This window comes from Planotetraspora silvatica (assembly GCF_016863315.1).
GTDB classification, from domain to species: Bacteria; Actinomycetota; Actinomycetes; order Streptosporangiales; family Streptosporangiaceae; genus Planotetraspora; species Planotetraspora silvatica.
Genome location: NZ_BOOQ01000037.1, coordinates 1 through 17,957, shown reverse-complemented (window position 1 = coordinate 17,957; position 17,957 = coordinate 1). Strand labels below are relative to the sequence as shown.

The 17,957-nt window shown below is 70.3% G+C and carries 19 protein-coding genes; 8 read left to right on the top strand and 11 right to left on the bottom strand.

All coding sequences use genetic code 11. The features are described 5' to 3' along the window. The first annotated feature begins 74 nt into the window (after positions 1-74). Positions 75-1,223: a methyltransferase gene (locus Psi02_RS26390; RefSeq protein WP_203978356.1), complete on the top strand. Its 1,149-nt coding sequence runs from the start codon at positions 75-77 to the stop codon at positions 1,221-1,223. Here Psi02_RS26390 and Psi02_RS26385 read toward each other — a convergent pair. Together Psi02_RS26385 and Psi02_RS26380 are read right to left on the bottom strand one after the other, a co-directional pair. Next, on the bottom strand, positions 1,220-1,444 hold the full coding sequence (locus Psi02_RS26385) for a helix-turn-helix domain-containing protein (protein WP_203978355.1): 225 nt from the start codon (positions 1,442-1,444) through the stop codon (positions 1,220-1,222). The genes Psi02_RS26390 and Psi02_RS26385 overlap by 4 nt on opposite strands. Beyond that, positions 1,445-2,080: a DUF2975 domain-containing protein gene (locus Psi02_RS26380; protein WP_203978354.1), complete on the bottom strand. Its 636-nt coding sequence runs from the start codon at positions 2,078-2,080 to the stop codon at positions 1,445-1,447. 190 nt (positions 2,081-2,270) lie between these two features. On the opposite strand from Psi02_RS26380, the gene Psi02_RS26375 reads away from it, so the two are divergent. Beyond that, positions 2,271-3,065: a maleylpyruvate isomerase family mycothiol-dependent enzyme gene (locus Psi02_RS26375; RefSeq protein WP_203978353.1), complete on the top strand. Its 795-nt coding sequence runs from the start codon at positions 2,271-2,273 to the stop codon at positions 3,063-3,065. 92 nt (positions 3,066-3,157) lie between these two features. Here the strand turns inward: Psi02_RS26375 and Psi02_RS26370 are convergent, their stop codons facing one another. The 3 genes from Psi02_RS26370 to Psi02_RS26360 are packed head-to-tail and all read right to left on the bottom strand — an operon-like array spanning position 3,158 to position 5,469. Beyond that, positions 3,158-3,547, bottom strand: a complete 390-nt coding sequence (locus Psi02_RS26370) for a DUF488 domain-containing protein (protein ID WP_239095168.1) — start codon at positions 3,545-3,547, stop codon at positions 3,158-3,160. Between the two features lie 39 nt (positions 3,548-3,586). After that, positions 3,587-5,005, bottom strand: a complete 1,419-nt coding sequence (locus Psi02_RS26365) for a dihydrolipoyl dehydrogenase family protein (protein WP_203978352.1) — start codon at positions 5,003-5,005, stop codon at positions 3,587-3,589. Positions 5,006-5,061: 56 nt separating this feature from the next. Continuing rightward, on the bottom strand, positions 5,062-5,469 hold the full coding sequence (locus Psi02_RS26360) for a hypothetical protein (RefSeq protein ID WP_203978351.1): 408 nt from the start codon (positions 5,467-5,469) through the stop codon (positions 5,062-5,064). On the opposite strand from Psi02_RS26360, the gene Psi02_RS26355 reads away from it, so the two are divergent. Next, positions 5,460-6,662 (top strand): MFS transporter, encoded by a 1,203-nt coding sequence (locus Psi02_RS26355; protein ID WP_203978350.1) that lies wholly within the window; start codon positions 5,460-5,462, stop codon positions 6,660-6,662. The two genes, Psi02_RS26360 and Psi02_RS26355, sit on opposite strands and share 10 nt — an antisense overlap. A 26-nt stretch (positions 6,663-6,688) precedes the next feature. Then, positions 6,689-7,660: a quinone oxidoreductase family protein gene (locus Psi02_RS26350; RefSeq protein ID WP_203978349.1), complete on the top strand. Its 972-nt coding sequence runs from the start codon at positions 6,689-6,691 to the stop codon at positions 7,658-7,660. 32 nt (positions 7,661-7,692) lie between these two features. Here Psi02_RS26350 and Psi02_RS26345 read toward each other — a convergent pair whose 3' ends face one another. Beyond that, a complete protein-coding gene (locus Psi02_RS26345) occupies positions 7,693-8,073 on the bottom strand; it encodes a winged helix-turn-helix transcriptional regulator (protein ID WP_203978348.1) in 381 nt (126 codons plus the stop codon). Between the two features lie 221 nt (positions 8,074-8,294). Between Psi02_RS26345 and Psi02_RS26340 the strand changes: the two genes are divergently transcribed. Continuing rightward, positions 8,295-8,660, top strand: a complete 366-nt coding sequence (locus tag Psi02_RS26340; protein ID WP_203978347.1) for a gamma-glutamylcyclotransferase family protein — start codon at positions 8,295-8,297, stop codon at positions 8,658-8,660. A 43-nt stretch (positions 8,661-8,703) separates the two neighbouring features. On the opposite strand, the gene Psi02_RS26335 is transcribed toward Psi02_RS26340, so the two are convergent. Further along, on the bottom strand, positions 8,704-9,438 hold the full coding sequence (locus Psi02_RS26335) for a TetR/AcrR family transcriptional regulator C-terminal domain-containing protein (RefSeq protein ID WP_203978346.1): 735 nt from the start codon (positions 9,436-9,438) through the stop codon (positions 8,704-8,706). A gap of 63 nt (positions 9,439-9,501) precedes the next feature. Here Psi02_RS26335 and Psi02_RS26330 point away from each other — a divergent pair, with 63 nt between their 5' ends. Beyond that, complete coding sequence (locus Psi02_RS26330; RefSeq protein ID WP_203978345.1) at positions 9,502-10,962, top strand: hypothetical protein; 1,461 nt, start codon at positions 9,502-9,504, stop codon at positions 10,960-10,962. A 102-nt stretch (positions 10,963-11,064) separates the two neighbouring features. Here Psi02_RS26330 and Psi02_RS26325 read toward each other — a convergent pair whose 3' ends face one another. Beyond that, positions 11,065-11,919, bottom strand: a complete 855-nt coding sequence (locus Psi02_RS26325) for a GNAT family N-acetyltransferase (RefSeq protein ID WP_203978344.1) — start codon at positions 11,917-11,919, stop codon at positions 11,065-11,067. 171 nt (positions 11,920-12,090) lie between these two features. Continuing rightward, positions 12,091-13,017 carry an RNA polymerase sigma factor gene (locus Psi02_RS26320; protein ID WP_203978343.1) on the bottom strand — a complete coding sequence of 309 codons (927 nt, stop codon included), beginning with the start codon at positions 13,015-13,017 and terminating at the stop codon, positions 12,091-12,093. Positions 13,018-13,231: 214 nt separating this feature from the next. On the opposite strand from Psi02_RS26320, the gene Psi02_RS26315 reads away from it, so the two are divergent. Next, positions 13,232-13,930, top strand: a complete 699-nt coding sequence (locus Psi02_RS26315; RefSeq protein ID WP_203978342.1) for a sensor histidine kinase — start codon at positions 13,232-13,234, stop codon at positions 13,928-13,930. A gap of 176 nt (positions 13,931-14,106) precedes the next feature. Next, positions 14,107-15,012, top strand: coding sequence for an RNA polymerase sigma-70 factor (locus tag Psi02_RS26310; protein WP_203978341.1), 906 nt, complete (start codon positions 14,107-14,109; stop codon positions 15,010-15,012). A gap of 453 nt (positions 15,013-15,465) precedes the next feature. Here Psi02_RS26310 and Psi02_RS26305 read toward each other — a convergent pair whose 3' ends face one another. Next, positions 15,466-16,113 (bottom strand): maleylpyruvate isomerase family mycothiol-dependent enzyme, encoded by a 648-nt coding sequence (locus Psi02_RS26305; protein WP_203978340.1) that lies wholly within the window; start codon positions 16,111-16,113, stop codon positions 15,466-15,468. Positions 16,114-16,296: 183 nt separating this feature from the next. Further along, positions 16,297-17,721, bottom strand: coding sequence for an aldehyde dehydrogenase family protein (locus Psi02_RS26300; protein ID WP_203978339.1), 1,425 nt, complete (start codon positions 17,719-17,721; stop codon positions 16,297-16,299). Between the last annotated feature and the right edge of the window lie 236 nt (positions 17,722-17,957).

Sequence of the window (17,957 nt, the reverse complement as noted above, 5' to 3'; positions counted from 1 at the left end):
TTCCCGGTGGCGGGGCGGCGACCGGACGCGGGGATTGTCCGGGCACCTCGCATGACTCGCTAGCCTGAGGCGCGATGAACCGTTTGACGACGTCGAGGGGCGAACTCGAACTCGCCCGCTTCCCCGAGGATCCCCGCGACCCGCTGCGCGCGTGGGACGCCGCCGACGAATACCTGCTGCGGCACCTCGACGGGATCGACGGCGAGCCCGCCGACCTGTCGGGCACCGTGGTCGTCCTGGGCGACCGGTGGGGCGCCCTGGTGACCGCGCTCGCCGATCACCGCCCCACGCAGGTCGCCGACTCCTTCCTCACCCAGGAGGCGACCCGGGCGAACCTGGGGCGCAACGGCGTCGACGCGGACGCGGTACGGCTCCTGACGACCCGGGACACTCCCCCGGACCGGATCGACGTGCTGCTGATCCGGGTGCCCAAGAGCCTCGCGCTCCTGGAGGACCAGTTGCACCGCCTCGCACCCCACGTCCACGCGGGCACGGTCGTCGTCGGCGCGGGAATGGTCACCGAGATCCACACGTCGACGTTGCGGCTGTTCGAGCGGATCCTCGGGCCGACCAGGACATCGCTGGCGGCGAAGAAGGCCCGGCTCATCTTCTGCTCCCCTGATCCGCTGCTCGCCAGGGACGCCGACCCGTGGCCGCGAAGCTACGCCCTGCCCACGGGGATCGGACCGGCCTCGGGCCTGACGGTCGTCAACCACGCGGGCATCTTCTGCGCCGACCGCCTCGACGTCGGCACCCGCTTCTTCCTGCGGAACCTCCCGCATCGCAGCGGCCGGGAGCGCGTCGTGGATCTGGGCTGCGGCAACGGGGTGCTCGGGATGTCGGCGGCGCTGGACAACGGAGAGGCGGAGGTGGTCTTCGTCGACGAGTCCTACCAGGCGCTGGCGTCCGCGGAGGCCACGTGCCGGGCCAACCTCGACGCACCGATGGAGTTCCTGGCGGGCGACGGCATGGCGGGCGTCCCTGCCGGGTCGGTGGACCTGGTGCTGAACAATCCGCCGTTCCACACGCATCGGGCGACGACCGACGCGACGGCCTGGCGCATGTTCAACGGTTCACGGGCAGCGCTGCGCCGAGGCGGGGAGTTGTGGGTGGTCGGCAACCGGCACCTCGGCTACCACGCGAAACTCCGCCGGCTCTTCGGCAACTGCGAGGTCGCCGCGAGCGACCCGAAGTTCGTCGTGCTGCGGGCCGTCAAGCGCTAACGCGGCCCCTCGACCGTGAGCAGGTCGCCGGGCTGACACCCGAGAACCTGGCAGATGGCGGTCAAGGTGGAGAACCGGATCGCCCTCGCCCTGCCGTTCTTGAGGATGGACAGGTTGACCACCGTCACCCCCACGCGGTCGGCGAGTTCGGCCAGCGTCATCCTCCGTTCCGCGAGGAGCCGGTCGAGATGGCACGTCACCTCGTGGTGCCCCTTGTCCATTCAGACCGTTCCCACGACGTCTTCGGCGAGCTCGCCCCCGTGGCGGAACGCCTCGGCGAGAACGAGGAGGAGCAGGGCCACGAGAACGGGTTCGAGCGGGATCGACACCCCTGTCACGAAGGACCCGGCGAGATCGAGTCGCCCCAGGACCGAGGACGCCGAGATGTGCGCAAGCACGGCCCCGGCCACCCCGGCGAACGCCACCAGGCCCGCGAGGCCGGCGATGCGTGCGGGGTTGCCCGCGCGGAACGGCTCACCTTCGACGACCGACAGCAGCACCCGCCGCACCAGCACGGCGGCGACGCCCAGGCACACCCCGGTGACCGCGACGCCCCCGCGCGCGAGCAACTGCTCCAGGACGGTCGAGTCCCAGGCGGTCAGGTCCAGTTCACCGGCGGCCGGTCGCAGCCGTACGCCTTCCGGCAGCCGAGGCCCGGTGAGCCCGACCGCGGGCTCGGGATGGTCCAGCGGGTGCTTGTAGGCGACGGGAACGGTGACGTAGGCCGGGGCCTGAGTGGCTCCGTTGATCGCATACGCCACGCCCCAGAACGCGGAGGCGGCACCGATCACGACCGTCGCGGCCGCGAGGAACCGGATGAGACGGGGGCCGGCGTAGGGCCGGTGAGCGGCGGGCATGATGCCTCCCGGCATATCGAATATCGATGCCACGGATTCTACGATCGAATATCGATATGTACCGTGTCCGCCGCGGGACGATTCCGTTCACCTTTCCGCCGACTGCGCACCGCAGATACGGAGGAACCTCCGTTATCGTGGTCCGCGCACTTGTGATGCCGTTGGACAGACCGATCAAATGGAGACCACGATGACCGACCGAGCGGATCAGACGATCAAGGTCCTGCGCTCCGAGCTCGACGAGCTCGCCGCGCTGGTCGCCGGCTTCGGCGCCGACGACCTCGCCCGTCAGTCCGGAGCCGCGGAATGGGACGTCTCCCAGGTGCTGAGCCACCTGGGCAGCGGCGCGGAGATCAGCCTCGCCGCCCTCGAGGGAGCGTTGCAGGGCACCGGATCTCCGAACTTCGAGTTCATCCAGGGCGTGTGGGCGCGGTGGGACGCCATGTCCCGCGCCCAGCGGGCCGAGGAGGTCGTCACCGCGAACGAGGCGCTGGTGCGCCGCTTCGAGGGCCTGGACCCGAAGACCAGGGAAGACCTGCAGGTCGAGCTCTGGTTCCCGGCCCCGCCCGTGGACGTCGCCGGGTTCGCAGGCATGCGGCTCAGTGAGTTCGCCCACCACACCTGGGACGTCAAGGTGGCGTTCGACCCGGCGGCGACGCTGGACCCGGAGGCCCTCGAGCTGCTGATCACCGGCGGCGACGCCTTCGTCGGCTTCCTCGGCAAGCCGGAAGGGCTCGGCGGCCGCCACGCGACCGTCGCCGTGCACGTCACCGCTCCGGAGCGGTCCTTCGGCCTCGACATCCGGGAGGCCGTGGCCCTCGTCGACGTTCCGTCCGAGCCTGACGCCGTCCTGACCGCCCCCGCGGAGTGGTGGCTGCGCCTGGTCTCGGGCCGTCACGCTCCGGAGCACACCCCGGTCGACGTGGAGATCACCGGAGACGCGGTCACCCTGGACGACCTGCGCCGGGTCTTCCCCGGGTTCTGACCGGCGGCCTGGCCCGGCGAGTCGCCGTCATGCCGCGCGGCGGGTCACCGTCATGCCGCGCGGCGGGTCCCGTGATGCCGGGCCGTTCGCCGTCATGCCGCCCGGGCGGAGATCAGCCGGGCCAGCACCACCGCGTGACTGACGTCGAGCGCCTTGACCGCGGTCAACAGCGTCAGCGTCCCCCGGCGGCTGCGCTCGGTGAGCTCGGCCAGCGCGGCCGCCCGCTCAGGCTCGCCGAGCTCGTCGCGGTATCTGCTGACGAATTCGTCGAAGCGGGCGGGATCATGTCCGTACCAGATGCGCAGTTCCGTGGACGGCGCGATCTGCTTGCACCAGTCGTCGAGAGCGGCGGCGTCCTTGGCCAGTCCGCGCGGCCACAGCCGGTCCACGAGCACCCGTGCGCCGTCGTCCGGCCCGGGTCCGTCGTACACCCGCGCCACTCGCACGCCCGGGGACACCTCCATCCGCTGATCGTCAGGCATCGCACGCTCACCCCCTGACATGCCGGGACCGGGACGCGATCACAGGCCGTACCCCTCCAGGAGGTTGAGCCAGACCTCGCTCACGGTCGGGAACGACGGCACGGCATGCCACAGCACGTCGATCGGGACCTCGGCGTTCACCGCGATGGTGGCCGAGTGGAGGAGGTCGACGACCGCGGGGGCGACGAAGGTGACGCCGAGGAGCACGCGGCGGTCCTCGTCGACGACCATCTTCGCCCTTCCGGTGTAGTTCTCGGCCATGAGGTAGGCCCCCTCGACCGCGCTCATGTCGTATTCGACGGTGCGCACGGTGAAGCCGTCGGCACGGGCCTGGGACTCCGTGCGCCCCACCACGCAGACCTCGGGGTCGGTGAAGATGACCTGCGGGGCACCACGATAGTCGGCGGAGTCACGGTGCGACGGCAGGTCGTCGGGCAGCCCCCCGGCACGGGCGGCGATCACGTCACCGCACACCCGGGCCTGGTATTTGCCCATGTGCGTGAGCATGTTGAGGCCGTTGACGTCGCCGATGGCGTAAAGCCATCCGTCGGGGAGTCCCGTCGCCCGCATGCTCGCGTCGACCGCGATCGGACCGTTCGCCTCGAGCCCGATCGTCTCCAGGCCGATGTCCCCCACGTTCACCCGGCGACCGGCGGCGACGAGGATCTCGTCGGCCTCGATCGTCGAGCCGTCGTCGAGGTGGACGGTCACCGGATCGTCCGGCGTCGGCCGCTCGACGCGGGTGGGCGAGCGGCCGAAGCGCACATCGATGCCCGACTCCTGGAACGACTTCACCAGCAGGTCGCCTGCGAAGGGCTCGGTCCGGCCGAGCAGCCGGTCGCCCCGCACGAGCAGGGTCGTCTCCTGGGCGCCGAGGGCGTGCAGGGCCTGCGACATCTCGCAGCCGACGACTCCGCCGCCGATCACGACCAGCCGTTTCGGGACCTGCTGGACGCTGGTCGCCTCCCGGTTCGTCCACGGACGCGCCTCCCGGAGGCCGGGCACATCGGGGATCAGGGGGTCGCTGCCCGTCGCCACGATGACGGCGTGGCGCGCCCCCAGCGTACGGACGCCGCCGTCCGGCGTCGTCACCTCCGCACGCAGCGGACCCGCCAGGCGACCGTGGCCCCGGACGAACGTCGCGGGGACGTTCTCGATCCAGCTCACCTGGCCGCCGTCGTCGAAGCCGGAGACGGTCTCGTCGCGGCGAGCCAGCACCGCGGCGGTGTCGATCGGCCCGCGCAAGGCCAGGCCCGGCATCCGGCCCACCTCGGCCGACAGCCCCACCGGCCGCAGCAGCGCCTTGCTCGGGATGCACGCGTAGTACGCGCACTCGCCGCCGGCCAGGCGCCTTTCGACGACGGCCGCGGTCAGACCACCCCGTACGGCACGTGCCGCGGCGATCTCCCCCACCGGTCCCGCGCCTATCACGATCACGTCGAAGACGTCGTCCGCCATGGAACCTGCACCCCCCGATGTCGCAGGTCACACCGCCGCGTTTCCGATATCTCGGGTCAGTCTTTCATCCCGAGGGGCGGCAGATCGGAAAGTGTCGGATAGCTAAGCATCACGGATGAATTCCGACGCATCACCCCGCGCTCGACGCTATTCCCATATCGGCATATTTCTATAAATCTTTCATTGCCTGGATCAAGCTCCCGGGCGGCGTGACCGGCGTCACGCTCCCGGCTTGTGCAGGGATGACTGATCGAGATCACGCATGTGTCCTTGATTCCAGAAGACGCGGCTTCCCTGCCGTCACGCACTTTTCGGTGCCTGACGACGCCACCGGATTTCTTCCCTTCTTGTGCGTCACGAACAAAAAGGTGCGGCGGCGCCGAAGGGAATTCGAGCCGGACCGGCGTGTTCCCGGTGAGGTCAAACAGTTGTCGTGAAACCGGGGAACCGTCCTTTGAGCGCATCAGATCTCACAGCCACTCACGCCGTCGACACGCCACCACCCGACTGCCCGTCGGTACGTGCCTGGCTGGGGGTGTTCTCGCTCGCGCTCGGCGCCGCCATCATCGTGACCACCGAGTTCACCCCCGTCGGGTTCCTGCCCGACGTCTCCCGCGACCTGGACGTGTCACTCGGGACCGCGGGACTCATGGTGTTCGTCCCCGGTCTGAGCGCCGCCGTCGCGGCGCCGCTGGTCATCGTCGGCGCCGGCCGCCTCGACCGCCGCCTGTTGATCGTCGCCCTCGGCGTCCTCGTCCTGTTGTCGAACGCCGTCGCGGCCGTGGCGCCGGACTTCGGCGTCGTGGTCCTGGCCCGGGTGTTCCTCGGCGTCGCGATCGGCGGGTTCTGGGCCGTGGTGCCCTCACTCGGATTCCGGCTGGCCGGCCCGCAGGCCGGAACACGTGCGACGTCGATCATCCTCGCGGGCCTGTCGGCGGGCACCGTCATCGGTCTTCCCGCCGGGCAGTTCTTCGGCGATCTCATCGGATGGCGGCTCACGTTCGCCGCATCGGCCGTCCTCGCCGTTCTGATCGTCATCGGGCAACTGGCGGTCCTGCCGGCGATCACGGCGGCAGGCCGGATGACCTTCGCCCATCTCGGAGAGGTATTCCGCGTTCCGATCGCGCGAACGATCCTCGTCGCCGGCGGAGTCGCCACTACGGGACAGTTCGCGGCCTCCACCTTCGTGACGCCGTTCCTGCTGCAGAAGGCCCATCTGGGTTCCGGCTTCGCCACCCTGCTCTTCATCGGCTACGGGCTCGCGGGCATCGTCGGCACGCTGGCCGGCCCCGCCCTGGTCGAGCGCAACCGCATGCTGGCGTTCGGCGGCGCCGCCGCCGCGTTCGGCATCGTCCTCGCCCTGCTTCCCGCGCTCGCCGGGGCGCCGGTCGTCGTCAGCGTCCTGATCGGAGCCTGGGGCATCCTCTGGGGCCTCGTCCCGCTCGCACTGCAGACCCACATGCTGACGGCGACTCCGGACACCCCCGAGGCCGCCTCCGCGATCTTCATCACGGTGATGCAACTGGCCATCGCGATCGGCTCTGGCCTCGGCGGCATCCTCGTCGACTCGGCGGGACTGTCCGTCGTGTTCGTCGTCAGCGGCATCACCGCGATCGCGTCGGCCTTCTTCGCCTTCTTCGCCCGCCACGGCGTGTGATCCCCATCAATGAAAGGAGTGCTCCCATGAGCCTCGTCATCCACCAGTACGCCTTCGGCGACGCCGGCACCTTCACCGCGGAGCAGGAGAACGTCGGCGAGCCGGGGCCGGGTGAGGTACGCCTGCGCCAGCGAGCCATCGGCGTCAACTACATCGACCTGGCGTTCCGTTCCGGCGCCGTGGGCGGAGGCGGCTTCCCCGTCACGATCGGACTCGAAGCGGCCGGTGACGTGGAGGCCGTGGGTCCCGGCGTCACCGCCTTCAAGGTGGGCGACCGCGTGACGTACACGTCGATGCCCGGCGCCAACGCGGAGAAGCGGCTGATCCAGGCGTCGTCGCTGTTCCGCCTCCCCGACGGGATCACCTACGAACAGGGCGCGGCCATGACGGCCAAGGGCCTCACCGCCGGGGCGCTGATCACGAAGGCCTACCCGGTCGGCGAGGGAGACGTCATCCTGGTCCACGCCGCGGCGGGCGGCGTCGGGTCCCTGCTGATCCGCTGGGCCACGGCCGCGGGGGCCGCTGTCATCGGCACTGTCGGCTCCACGGCCAAGATCCCCGCAGCCGAGGCGAACGGGGCCGATCACGTCTTCGCCCTGGATTCAGGCCGGGACGTCGTCGCCGAGATCCAGCGGATCACGGGCGGCAGGGGCGTGGACGCCGTGTTCGACGGCGTCGGGCGGGACACCGTCGGCCTCTCCCTCCGCGCGGTGAGGGAGAACGGCACCGTCGTCCTGTTCGGCGCCTCCTCCGGCCGGCCGGCCGTGGACGAAGAGCTGGTCTCCCGCAGGGGAATCACGGTGAGCCGGCCGAGCCTCGACGCGCTCGTGCCCGATCATGACGAACGGCGGTCGCTGGCCGACGACCTGTTCGAGCTTGTCGCCGGCGGTGACCTCGGTGAAACGGTCATCACCACGTATCCGCTCACGGACATCGCACGCGCCCACCGTGACCTGGAGTCGCGGCGCACCACGGGTTCGCTCGTCCTGACGATCTGATCGGCGAAGACATCGATCCCGACAGGGCCGGCTCAGCGTCGAGCGGCCCTGTGGGTTTCGATCTCCTGCTGGTGGTCCTGTGCCCAGGCGACCATGGAGAGGGCGCGGCAGAGAAAGCTCTCGCCCAACGGCGTGAGTGCGTACTCGACGCGCGGCGGTGTCTCCGGATAGGCCGTCCGGCTCACCATGCCGTCGCTCTCCAACGTTCGCAGCGTGACAGTGAGAATGCGATGCGAGATTCCCGGAAGGGCGTTCATGAGCGCCGTGAATCGAAGGGGACCGTGCGCGAGCTCGTCCAGGGCTCGCATCGACCATTTCTCGCCGAGACGCCCGAAGAGGTCACGCACGAACGCGACCCTGCTCTCCTCCGGATCGCATATGTCGCCCATCACATCCGGCAGGGACTTTTCCATCTTCACCAGCTTCCCCGGTGCCCGCAAAACGGCGTCGGGACCTACAAGCGGACGACCTTGGGTCGTATTCCCGCTGCACAGAGCACTTTTTCCGCCGCTGCACTCCGAACGCCGGATTCGGGCACTCCGCTCGCGCACCGAACCCGGATCGGCTCGATCACACCCCGTCGAGCGAAGGGTCCCGCCGCGACGCGGGCCGAGGAGATGGTACGGATGTCCTCATGACGGAAGACAAGCGCGACGTCCGGCTGTTCTCCTACGGCACCCTGCAGGATCCCGCCGTGCAGACGGCCAACTTCGGCCGGCTGCTGGAGGGACGGCCCGACGCCCTGCCCGGCTATCGGACCTCCATCGTGGAGGTCACCGATCCCGAGGTCGTCGCGGTCAGCGGCGTCGCCTGGCATCCGATCGTGACGGCGACGGGAGACCCGGCCGACCAGGTCCAGGGCACCGTCTTCGACATCTCCGCGTCGGAGTTGGCCGCGGCCGACGAATACGAGGTGTCGGACTACACCCGCATCCGGGTGACCCTGCTTTCCGGCCTCGACGCCTGGGTGTACGTGGAGGCGGAGCAGGACGGCGAATGAGCCCCCGGCGAAACGCCACCCGCTCACGAACGCCGACGTGCGGTCATTCTTCCGGCGGCCCCGCCAACCGGCCGGCGATGCCGTCCAGGAGGAAGTCCAGCCCGAGGGCGAACTGTTCGTCGGGGGTGAACCCGGTGGGCCGCGCGAGCCAGTCGGCGAGGTGCGGGACGCCTCCGTCCGCGACGGCCAGTCCGTGGAGGGTCCCGATGGCGGCGACCAGTTTCGCGCCGTCGTCCAGGCCGTAGCGCCGGTCGAGGCGCGCCTCCTCGGCCTCCTGCAGCCCGCTGCCGAGGATGTGCCGGTCGACGAGGACCGCGTAGGTCATCGCCGCGGCGACCGTCGCCCCCTCCCCGGTGAGCACGGTGAGCATGAACTCCAGCCGGCGCATCATGTGCGGGCCCGCCGGGGGACGGGTGTGGACCAACTGCGCGTACCAGGGATGCCTGTGCGTCATCCGCCGGCTGTCCATGGCCAGGCCGTACAGGTCGGAACGCCAGTCGCCACTGGGCCGCGCGGGCAGCGGGATCTCGGCGGTGGCGGCGTCGAGCATCAGGTCGACGAGGCCGTCCTTGTTGTGCACGTAGCGGTACAGCGCCATCGGTGAGTAGTCCCCGAGCCGTACGGCTATCGCCTTCATCGTCATCGCGTCCAGGCCGGCCTCGTCCGCGAGGGCGATCGCCGCGGCGACGATCTCCTCTCTGCCGAGCGCCCGCTGCCGTGGCGGCGGTGGGGCCTGGGTCCAGATCAACTGAATCGGGTCGGGATCGGACTCGCGCATGCGCAGAGTATACGTTATATATTCAACGTATATGACGTAAACTTCCTTCGGAGAGGCTCCCCCATGTCCGACATCACCACCGCCACCGCTTCCTTCGACCCGCCGGGCATCCGGCTGGGCGTCGTCCGCGGCATCAGCTACGGCCTGTTCGGCGAACCCGACGAGTTCGTCCCCCAGGCCCGCTCCCTGGGGGCACAGCTGGTGCGCGTGTATGTGTACTGGGGCCAGGTCGAGCCGGAACCCGGCCGCTACATCTGGGAGACCGTCGACGCGCTGCTGGACCAGCTGGACGGCGACGAGGAGGTGTGGGTCACTCTGTGCTCCAGCTCGCCGTGGGCGACCACGCAGCCGACCGACTTCCTCCCCCCGTCCCCGGCCCACGACCTGCACGCCTATGGCGAATTCGTCCGTCAGGTGGTGCGCCACTGCGCGGGGCGGGTCCACTACTGGCAGTGCGACAACGAGCCGAGCAACACCGACCTGCTGTGGGCCGGCACCTCCGCCGAATACGTCGCGCAGCTCGAGACCATGTACGCCGCCGTCAAGGACGCCGACCCGGCGGCCGCCGTCGTCCTCGGCGGCTGCGGTTACGACGTGTTCAGCAGCGAGGACGGAAGCGCCGCTCGGCGGTTCTTCGATCACGTGGTGTCCGCGGGGCGGGACGCCTTCGACCTGTTCGACGTGCACCTGTACGGCGACGCCTCCACCGTCCCGGCGAGCCTCGACAGCGCCAGGCGGCTGATGCGCGCCCACGGCTATCTCAAACCGATCGTGGTCGGTGAGTACGCCGCGCCGGTGCCGTTCGAGTTCCCCGAGGCCGGAGCGGTCATGTACGAGACGCTCGCGAGCGCGTTCACTGACGTCCCCGCGACGCAGAGCACCGGGGAACTCATCGAACGGGCGGGCCAGGACACTCCCGAGCGGCGTGCCATGACCGCGCTGTACGACCGGATGTCTCAGCTGCCGCCGAAGCTGCAGATGTTCCTGGCCGGTTGCCCCGCCGACCTGGAGGCCAGGCGACACCGGATCAACTGCCGCCAGCTCGTCATGTGCAACCTGCTGACTCTGGCCGAGGGCGTCCGCCGCACCGTGTACTGGAATCTCGCGCCCGAGGTCCCCGGACCGGTCGACTCCCGTCAGGTGATGCACCTGATGTTCGGGAAGCTCGCCCTGCTCGACTACCAGGGCGCCTCACTCAGCGCCCGGCACCCGGCGGCGGACACGTTCGCCCTGCTGGCCGAGCAGCTCGCGGGGGTGCGGCGCGTGACCCGCGTGGAGGTCGCCGACCGGCCCACGCTCTACGCGTTCCAGGTCGATCGCACCGGCCGCGGGCCGCTGCTCGTGCTGTGGGACCACCGGGACATGTTCGACGGGGAGGACGAACCACCGGTCACCGTGACCTGGCCCTGGCCCGCCTCCACCGCCACCGTGATCGACGCGCTCGGCGACACCCCTGCCACCGAGATCCACGACGGGCAGCTGATTCTCCAGGTCTCGCTCACACCGATGTTCGTCCACGCCTGACCCGCTGCCCGCCCGGGCGGCACCCTCGACATCACACCCGCGTCGCCGTCGGAGGCCGTCGTTCATGCCGTTTGAGACGGCCCCAACACACCCGGCGTGAGGTCAGCGTTGAACGTCACGTGCTTCCTCCGACTCCGCGGCGTCCGGCCGCCAGATCCAGTTCCGCCGGACGTACAACTGCCGCATCCCGGCCCTGAGCATGTTGTTCAGCGACGGATTGGTCTCGCCTTCCGCGGGCCGCCCGGTTTCCGCGACGAGCCATCGGCAGCCCGCGTTCGCGGCCTCCTTGGCACGAGCCGCCAGCAGAGCCGACTGCGCCCCACGATTGCGGTGACCGGGCAGTGTCGAGCCGGTGTTCAACGAGCCGACCTCGCCGTCGACGAAGAGGTTGGCGCCGGCGACCAAGGCGTCACCGTCCCAGACCGCGAACGGCCGGAAGTCCGGGTGCCCGACGCTGGCCGTCAGCATCTCGGCGACGCCCTCCGGCGGCATGCCGAACCCGCGCAGGACGACCGAGGCCCACTCCGCCGCGTCGTCGGGACCGACCGGCCCGACGCGCATCCCGGTCTGCCCCGGGCTGAAGGCGTCGACCGGGCACCACAGCTTCACGATCTGCGCCCCCGGTCGCAGATCGTGCCTGGCCCGGATGTCGTCCCAGTCCGGCGGCAACACGGACGGAGCAATCTGGATCCCGGCGCCCCTGCTGCCTTCCCCGCGGTAGAAATCCACCACCCGGTCGACGAGATCGGGGGTGATCGGCTCGTCGAAGCCGAATCCGAGCGCCTTGCTCCAGTAGCCCGTCGGATCCCGGCGCATCGACAGGGCGACGCCTCCGCCGATGCGGGTGGTCGTGACCCCGAACGCGGACCGCGTGGCCGGCGGCATGTTCGACTCGTACTGGTACATGAATTCCGCCTCGGCGCCTTCGGCGAGAGCGGTCGGCTCTGCTCGCGACATGATCTTCCTTGCTGGGTTGCTGCGGCACGTCCCGGATGACTGACGCCCGCCGTGGAACCTGACACCCGCAAGATGCATCGATCAGGCGAAAAGTTCGATTACCGGCGAAATCCGCTGCGATACGGGGGCCTCCGTGGCTCGCCAGGTCGGCGTCGCGACCGTGAGACGCCGTCACCTGACGGGGTGGAACAGCCTGACCCTCCGGACCCGGCCCGCCTCGAGGAAGTTCACCCACACGACCGCGGGCGGGCAGTGGAAGGGATCGTCAGGCGGGTTGATCAGGTCGTTCTCCCAGATGACCATCTCGCGACCGGCCACGACGTTCGCCAGGCGATGCCGTACGCCGTCACCGAGATCGCGTTCCATCGCCGTCACCAGGTAGTCGAAACCTTTCGTGCGCTTGCCCTGAGGCCAGGTCACCTCCACCTCCGGCGACCAGAGCGCCGCCAGCGCCTGGGCGAACGAGCCGTGATGCGCGGCCCGCAGCGTCTCCTCGGCCTCTCTGCGACACGCGTCGGTCAGCGCCGTGACGTCGTCGTGGGCCCGGCTCGCCGTCGCCAGCAGGGCCTCGGACAGCTTGGCCCGCGCCTGACTCAGCCGGCTGCGTACCGTGCCGACGGGAATCGCGCACAACTCCGCGATGTGCTGGTAGGCCGTCACCTCGGTGAAGTAGCGCAACATCATCACGAGCCGGAGATCCGGCGACAGTTCCCCGACGGCGTGCCAGACCCAGTCCCGCATGGCGTACCGGTCCAGGAGGCGTTCCAGATCGAGCTCGTCACGGGGCGGCGCCAGAGCTTCGAGATCTCCGACGGGCACCGGCGTCCTGGTGCGGATCTGCATCCGGCAGGCGTTGCGGACGACCGCCCGCAACCAGGGCGCCAGCGCGGCCGGATCACGGACGTCCCCGATACGGCGTAACGCGATCAGGGCGGCCTCCTGGACGGCGTCCTCCGCGTCGGGGCCGTACCCCAGAATGCTCAGCGCGACCGCGCGCATGCCCGCCTGGTGCCGGGCCAGCAGCAGGCCGAGGGCGTGGACATCGCCAGATTGCGCCTCTCGGACCAGATCGGCATCGGCCGGCACGACGTTCCCCATGGCGCCAAGGCTACAAACACCTTCCGACCTGCGACGACGGGCGCCTGCCGGCCACGGCCGCCCGCGCGCCCGGCGTCGCTCACAGGGCTCACGGGCTCACGGGCTCAAGGAACAATCACGGCCTGTCACGAACGCGAGGGCTGCCCTGTCTTAGCTGGTGACCGTTTCGGACGGGCCGTTCACGCCGATCATCCGGACTTTCGAAGGAGTGAAGATGACCTCGACCGCGCCCACCCGGTGGCCGGCCCAGCAGGACCGGTTCACCGCCGACGCCGCGCACGAACTCTGCACTCCTCTCGCCGGGCTCAGGGCACAGCTGGAGGAGGCACTGCTGCATCCCGGCGAGACCGACCTGCCCCGGCTCCTCGAAGCCGCGCTCCATGACGTCGACCGGCTCGAAGCGATCACCGCCGACCTCCTGCTGCTCGCACAGGTCGCGGCCGGCACCCACCTCCAGCACCAGGCCGTCGATCTCACCGACACGGTCCGCACCCATGCCATCCGGCGGGCGGGCAGCCCCGAGATCCGGCTGCGGACCGCGCCCGCGGTCACCGTCCACGCGGCCCCCTCGTACCTGGGGAGACTGGTCACCAACCTGATCGACAACGCCCGGCGGCACGCCCGGCAGTCGATCCAGGTCCAGGTGCGCCACTACGACGCTCTCGCCGAACTCACCGTCACCGACGACGGACCCGGCATCCCCGCGCAGGACCGCGAACGCGTCTTCGAACGTTTCGCCCGGCTCGACTCCGCCCGCTGCCGCCGTAGCGGAGGCACCGGCCTCGGCCTGGCCATCGCCCGTGACATCGCCCACGCCCACGCCGGCACCCTGCACGTGGAGGACGCCCCCGGAGGCGGCGCGCGTTTCGTGTTGCGGCTCCCCCTGGCCCGCTACGTCGCGGTTCAGCCGTGACGATCCACGGACCATCGTGAGCGGCGATGACCATGCGGGGGCCTTCCTGGCAGGGGGCCGCGCGCACTGCCCCTCCGCGACGGGATTTCCAGGCCCGCCGACGACGCCGGTGAATGTGCACCGTTCCCCTTCCGTAGGCTGGAATGGGCGCGAGAACGGGGGAGGCGGTCGCGATCATGCCATCAGGAGACCCCGAGGCGGAGAGTTCGCTCGATCAGGCCGCCTCGGTCTTCCTCGGCCTGCGTCCTCGGCTCTTCGGCATCGCGTATCGCATGCTCGGCAGTTCGGCGGATGCCGAGGACATCGTGCAGGAGGTCTGGGTTCGGTGGCAGGCCACGGACCGGACGGCGGTGCTGGACCCCGCCGCCTTCCTTGCGACGGCGACGACCCGATTGGCGATCAACGTCGCCCAATCCGCTCGCAAGCGGCGCGAAACGTACATCGGCCCCTGGCTTCCCGAACCGGTGGACACCAGCGCCGACCCCGAAGCCGGGGCCGAGCGCGGCGAGGAGCTGGAACTCGCGGTCATGCTCCTGCTGGAGAGACTTTCGCCCACGGAACGAGCGGCATACGTCCTGCGGGAGTCGTTCGACTACCCGTACGGCCAGATCGCGGCCATCCTCAAGATGAGCGAGCCGAACACCCGGCAACTCGTCAGCCGCGCGCGCAAACGCATCGCCGCCGAGCGCCGCACTCCGGTGAGCTCGGCCGCGCATCGGCGCCTCCTGACGGCCTTCCTGGCCGCCGCCCAGACAGGCGACCTCGCCGTCCTGGAAGAGCTCTTCGCCGCGGACGTCAGCAACTACTCGGACGGTGGGGGCGCCGTCCGCGGTGCTTCGCGGATACCCGTGTTCGGCCGCACCCGCGTCGCCAAGTTCATGAAGGCGTTCGCGCCACGGTTCTGGCCGGGCACGACGATCGATTGGGTCGAGGCGAACGGACGGCCGGGCGTACTGATCTCGCATGGTGACACCGTCACCGCCTTCGTGACCATCAGCGCCTCCGCGCGGGGCATCGAGCAGATCCTGTGGGTCATGAACCCGGCCAAGCTCGCCGGCGTCTCTCCTGGGCCCGTCAGGTGATCCGCCCGCAGTGTCACACCGCTTCCGCCGTCACCTCGCCACTGTGCCGACCGGTGCAGCATCACTCGAAGAGCCGCGCCGAGCATCCGCAGCCGGGCGAGGGGCCCGGGCAGCCGCGTCGGCGTGTGGTCCGGACAGTCCTCGTGCCCGGGGTCCAGAACGAGGAGCCCGGGCCGTCGCTGCCGGCGGTGTCCGGATGAGACGAGCGCGACCGCCACGCCGGTGGCGAAGGACAGGGCCACCGCTCCGCCGGTCTCGGCGGCCTCCGGTTCTGCCGCCATCCGCTGATGCCGATCGCTCTGCTTGTGCCGCATCATGACTCCCTGTGGTGTGAAGGACCGCAGTCCATGACCACTTGGAGTGTCGGCCGCGCGGGTTCTGCGGCACTATCGCCGCACTATCACCGCGGTCTCAGACGCTCGCAGGCCTGAGCGACGGCTCCTCCTCAGCGGCCTACAGCCTGGCCGCGATCCGCTCGACCCCCGGTCCGGACACGCCAGAGAGCCCCGCGGCTCGCCCGGTCGCCAGAAGGAGCAGATCACCTCCCGGCCCTCGGACCTCGTCGGGGCCGTCACCCGCCGACCAGTCCGTGTCGGTGGCGACCAGCCTCGTGCCCCGCAGGCGCTTGGGAGCGCCGTAGAAGCCGGTGCCCAGGACGCGGCCGAGCGCCGCGATCGCCCGTTCCGCGGGCATCTCCCGCACGCGCCCGAGCGGTCGCGCGACGTCCTGCCCGTGCACCAGCGCGTCGACGAGCGGGTCCAGCGGACGGGAACCGGGATCGCGGAGAGGTGAGCCCGCCGTCTCGCGGAACCGCGCGACGAGTTCCGCCGGCCCGAACCTGGCCGCCCGTTCCCGTGCCTGGTCGGCGATCATCCGGTTGAAGTCGCCACGCGCGCGGATCACACCCTTGGCCGTGTCGAGGAGCGCTGTGCGCATCGGCACGGTGCGCGCGGACGTCGTCAGGTGGGCGGCCACGTCGTGCATCGTCCAGCCGGGGCAGAGGGATGCCTGCTTCCACTCGTGATCGTCGAGGTCATCGAGGAAATCGGCCAGGCTGAGCCGTTCGGCCTCCACCCAAGAAAGGATCTCGTCACGGTCCATGTCCAGCTCTCCTCGCCAGATAGTGCGTGTGAAGCCGACGACTGGAGTGTTCCGGCAACGCTCCGTCACGTCGGAATTTCGATCCCCGAGGGCTGCCGCTGTTAACAGAAGGCCTTCATTCAACCCGATGCCCCGGCCGGGCGTACGACGCCGACGGCTCGCTCACGTGCCGCCGTCGGGAGGTCAGCGCTGGATGGATTTGGTCTCGAGGAACTCCTCGATACCGTAACGGCCGAACTCGCGGCCGTTGCCGGACTGCTTGTATCCGCCGAACGGCGCGAGCGGATTCCACTGACCGCCGTTGACGTCGACCTGCCCGGTGCGCAGCCGCCGGGCGATCGAGAGCGCGCGGTCCTCGCTGCCGAACACCGCCCCGGTGAGCCCGTACATCGTGCTGTTGGCGATCTCGACGGCCTGGTCGTCGTCCACGTACGGAATGATCGTCAGGACGGGCCCGAAGATCTCCTCCTGGGCGATCACCGCGTCCGGGGCCACATGAGTGAAGATCGTCGGCCGGACGTACGCGCCCTCGTGAAACCCGTCGGGCTTCCCGGGCCCGCCGAACGCGAGCGTGGCCCCGTCGGCGACGCCCCGCCGGATGTAGCCGTCGACCCGCCGGCGCTGCGCCTCCGAGGCCATCGGGCCGAGGCGGGTGGCCTCGTCGGCCGGGTCTCCGACGGTGTACTCGGCGGCGGCTGCCACGGCCAGCTCGACGATCTCGTCGTGCAGCGACGCCGGGACGAGCATCCGCGGCCAGCCGCCGCACACCTGCCCCCCGTTGGAGAAGGCGAACGCCACGCCGTGCTGTACGGCCTGGGCCAGGTCGGCGTCGTCGAGGATCACATTGGCGGACTTGCCGCCGAGTTCCAGCGCGACCCGCTTGACGGTCTCCGCCGCGACGGCCGAGACCCGCCTGCCCGCCCGGGTGGAGCCGGTGAACGACACCATGTCGACACCGGGGTGCGCCGCGATCGCCTCGCCGACGACCGGCCCCGTGCCGTGGACGACGTTGAACACGCCCGCGGGCAGTCCCGCCTCGGCGGCGACCTCGGCGAGGATCCCCGCCGTCAGCGGTGCGATCTCCGACGGCTTGAGAACCGCGGTGTTACCGGCCAGCAGCGCGGGCGCCGCCTTCGAGACGATCTGCTGCAAGGGGAAGTTCCACGGCGTGATGGCTCCGACGACGCCGATCGGCTCGCGCACCACCAGCGAGTTGCCGATCTCCTCCGTCCAGTTGAAACCGGCGGCGAGTCCGGCGAAGGTGGCGGCCACCATGATCGGCAGACCTGCCTGCCCTTGCCGGGACAGTGTGATGGGAGCGCCCATCTCGCTGGTGATCGTGGTGGCGATCTCCTCGAGCCGGTTCCGCAGGCCTTCGGAGATGCGGCCGACGACCGCGGCGCGTTCGGCCGGGTCCGTGGCGGCCCACCCGGGGAAGGCCGCCGTCGCGGCGGCGACGGCCCGGTCGACGTCGGCGGCGGTGCCCGACGGAACCCGGGACACGACCTCACCCGTCGCCGGGTTGACGACGTCGATCAGGTCGGTGGTTCCGGCGACGGCCTCGCCGCCGATCCAGTGGGTTGACGCACTCAGTGCTTTCGTACTCATGCACCCACCGTCGCGGTCGCGGACGACGGGAGGAATGTCCTCCCGATCCCTGGATACGACCCCCTCTACTTCCCGGGGCGCTCATCCCAGGATCGGCAGTGCATGGATGGGAGGTCCCGGTCCCGTCACGCTTGGCACTGCGGGTGACGTTGCGGGTGGGCACTGCGGGTGGGCACTGCGGGTGGGCACTGCGGGTGGGCACTGCGGGTGGGCACTGCGGGTGGGCACTGCGGGTG

Bases quoted from the DNA above. Each gene is read 5' to 3' on its own strand.
- Psi02_RS26390 (WP_203978356.1), top strand. From the start codon at position 75: ATGAACCGTTTGACGACGTCGAGGGGCGAACTCGAACTCGCCCGCTTC.
- Psi02_RS26385 (WP_203978355.1), bottom strand. From the start codon at position 1,444: ATGGACAAGGGGCACCACGAGGTGACGTGCCATCTCGACCGGCTCCTC.
- Psi02_RS26380 (WP_203978354.1), bottom strand. From the start codon at position 2,080: ATGCCCGCCGCTCACCGGCCCTACGCCGGCCCCCGTCTCATCCGGTTC.
- Psi02_RS26375 (WP_203978353.1), top strand. From the start codon at position 2,271: ATGACCGACCGAGCGGATCAGACGATCAAGGTCCTGCGCTCCGAGCTC.
- Psi02_RS26370 (WP_239095168.1), bottom strand. From the start codon at position 3,547: ATGCCTGACGATCAGCGGATGGAGGTGTCCCCGGGCGTGCGAGTGGCG.
- Psi02_RS26365 (WP_203978352.1), bottom strand. From the start codon at position 5,005: ATGGCGGACGACGTCTTCGACGTGATCGTGATAGGCGCGGGACCGGTG.
- Psi02_RS26360 (WP_203978351.1), bottom strand. From the start codon at position 5,469: ATGCGCTCAAAGGACGGTTCCCCGGTTTCACGACAACTGTTTGACCTC.
- Psi02_RS26350 (WP_203978349.1), top strand. From the start codon at position 6,689: ATGAGCCTCGTCATCCACCAGTACGCCTTCGGCGACGCCGGCACCTTC.
- Psi02_RS26345 (WP_203978348.1), bottom strand. From the start codon at position 8,073: ATGGAAAAGTCCCTGCCGGATGTGATGGGCGACATATGCGATCCGGAG.
- Psi02_RS26340 (WP_203978347.1), top strand. From the start codon at position 8,295: ATGACGGAAGACAAGCGCGACGTCCGGCTGTTCTCCTACGGCACCCTG.
- Psi02_RS26335 (WP_203978346.1), bottom strand. From the start codon at position 9,438: ATGCGCGAGTCCGATCCCGACCCGATTCAGTTGATCTGGACCCAGGCC.
- Psi02_RS26330 (WP_203978345.1), top strand. From the start codon at position 9,502: ATGTCCGACATCACCACCGCCACCGCTTCCTTCGACCCGCCGGGCATC.
- Psi02_RS26325 (WP_203978344.1), bottom strand. From the start codon at position 11,919: ATGTCGCGAGCAGAGCCGACCGCTCTCGCCGAAGGCGCCGAGGCGGAA.
- Psi02_RS26320 (WP_203978343.1), bottom strand. From the start codon at position 13,017: ATGGGGAACGTCGTGCCGGCCGATGCCGATCTGGTCCGAGAGGCGCAA.
- Psi02_RS26315 (WP_203978342.1), top strand. From the start codon at position 13,232: ATGACCTCGACCGCGCCCACCCGGTGGCCGGCCCAGCAGGACCGGTTC.
- Psi02_RS26310 (WP_203978341.1), top strand. From the start codon at position 14,107: ATGCCATCAGGAGACCCCGAGGCGGAGAGTTCGCTCGATCAGGCCGCC.
- Psi02_RS26305 (WP_203978340.1), bottom strand. From the start codon at position 16,113: ATGGACCGTGACGAGATCCTTTCTTGGGTGGAGGCCGAACGGCTCAGC.
- Psi02_RS26300 (WP_203978339.1), bottom strand. From the start codon at position 17,721: ATGAGTACGAAAGCACTGAGTGCGTCAACCCACTGGATCGGCGGCGAG.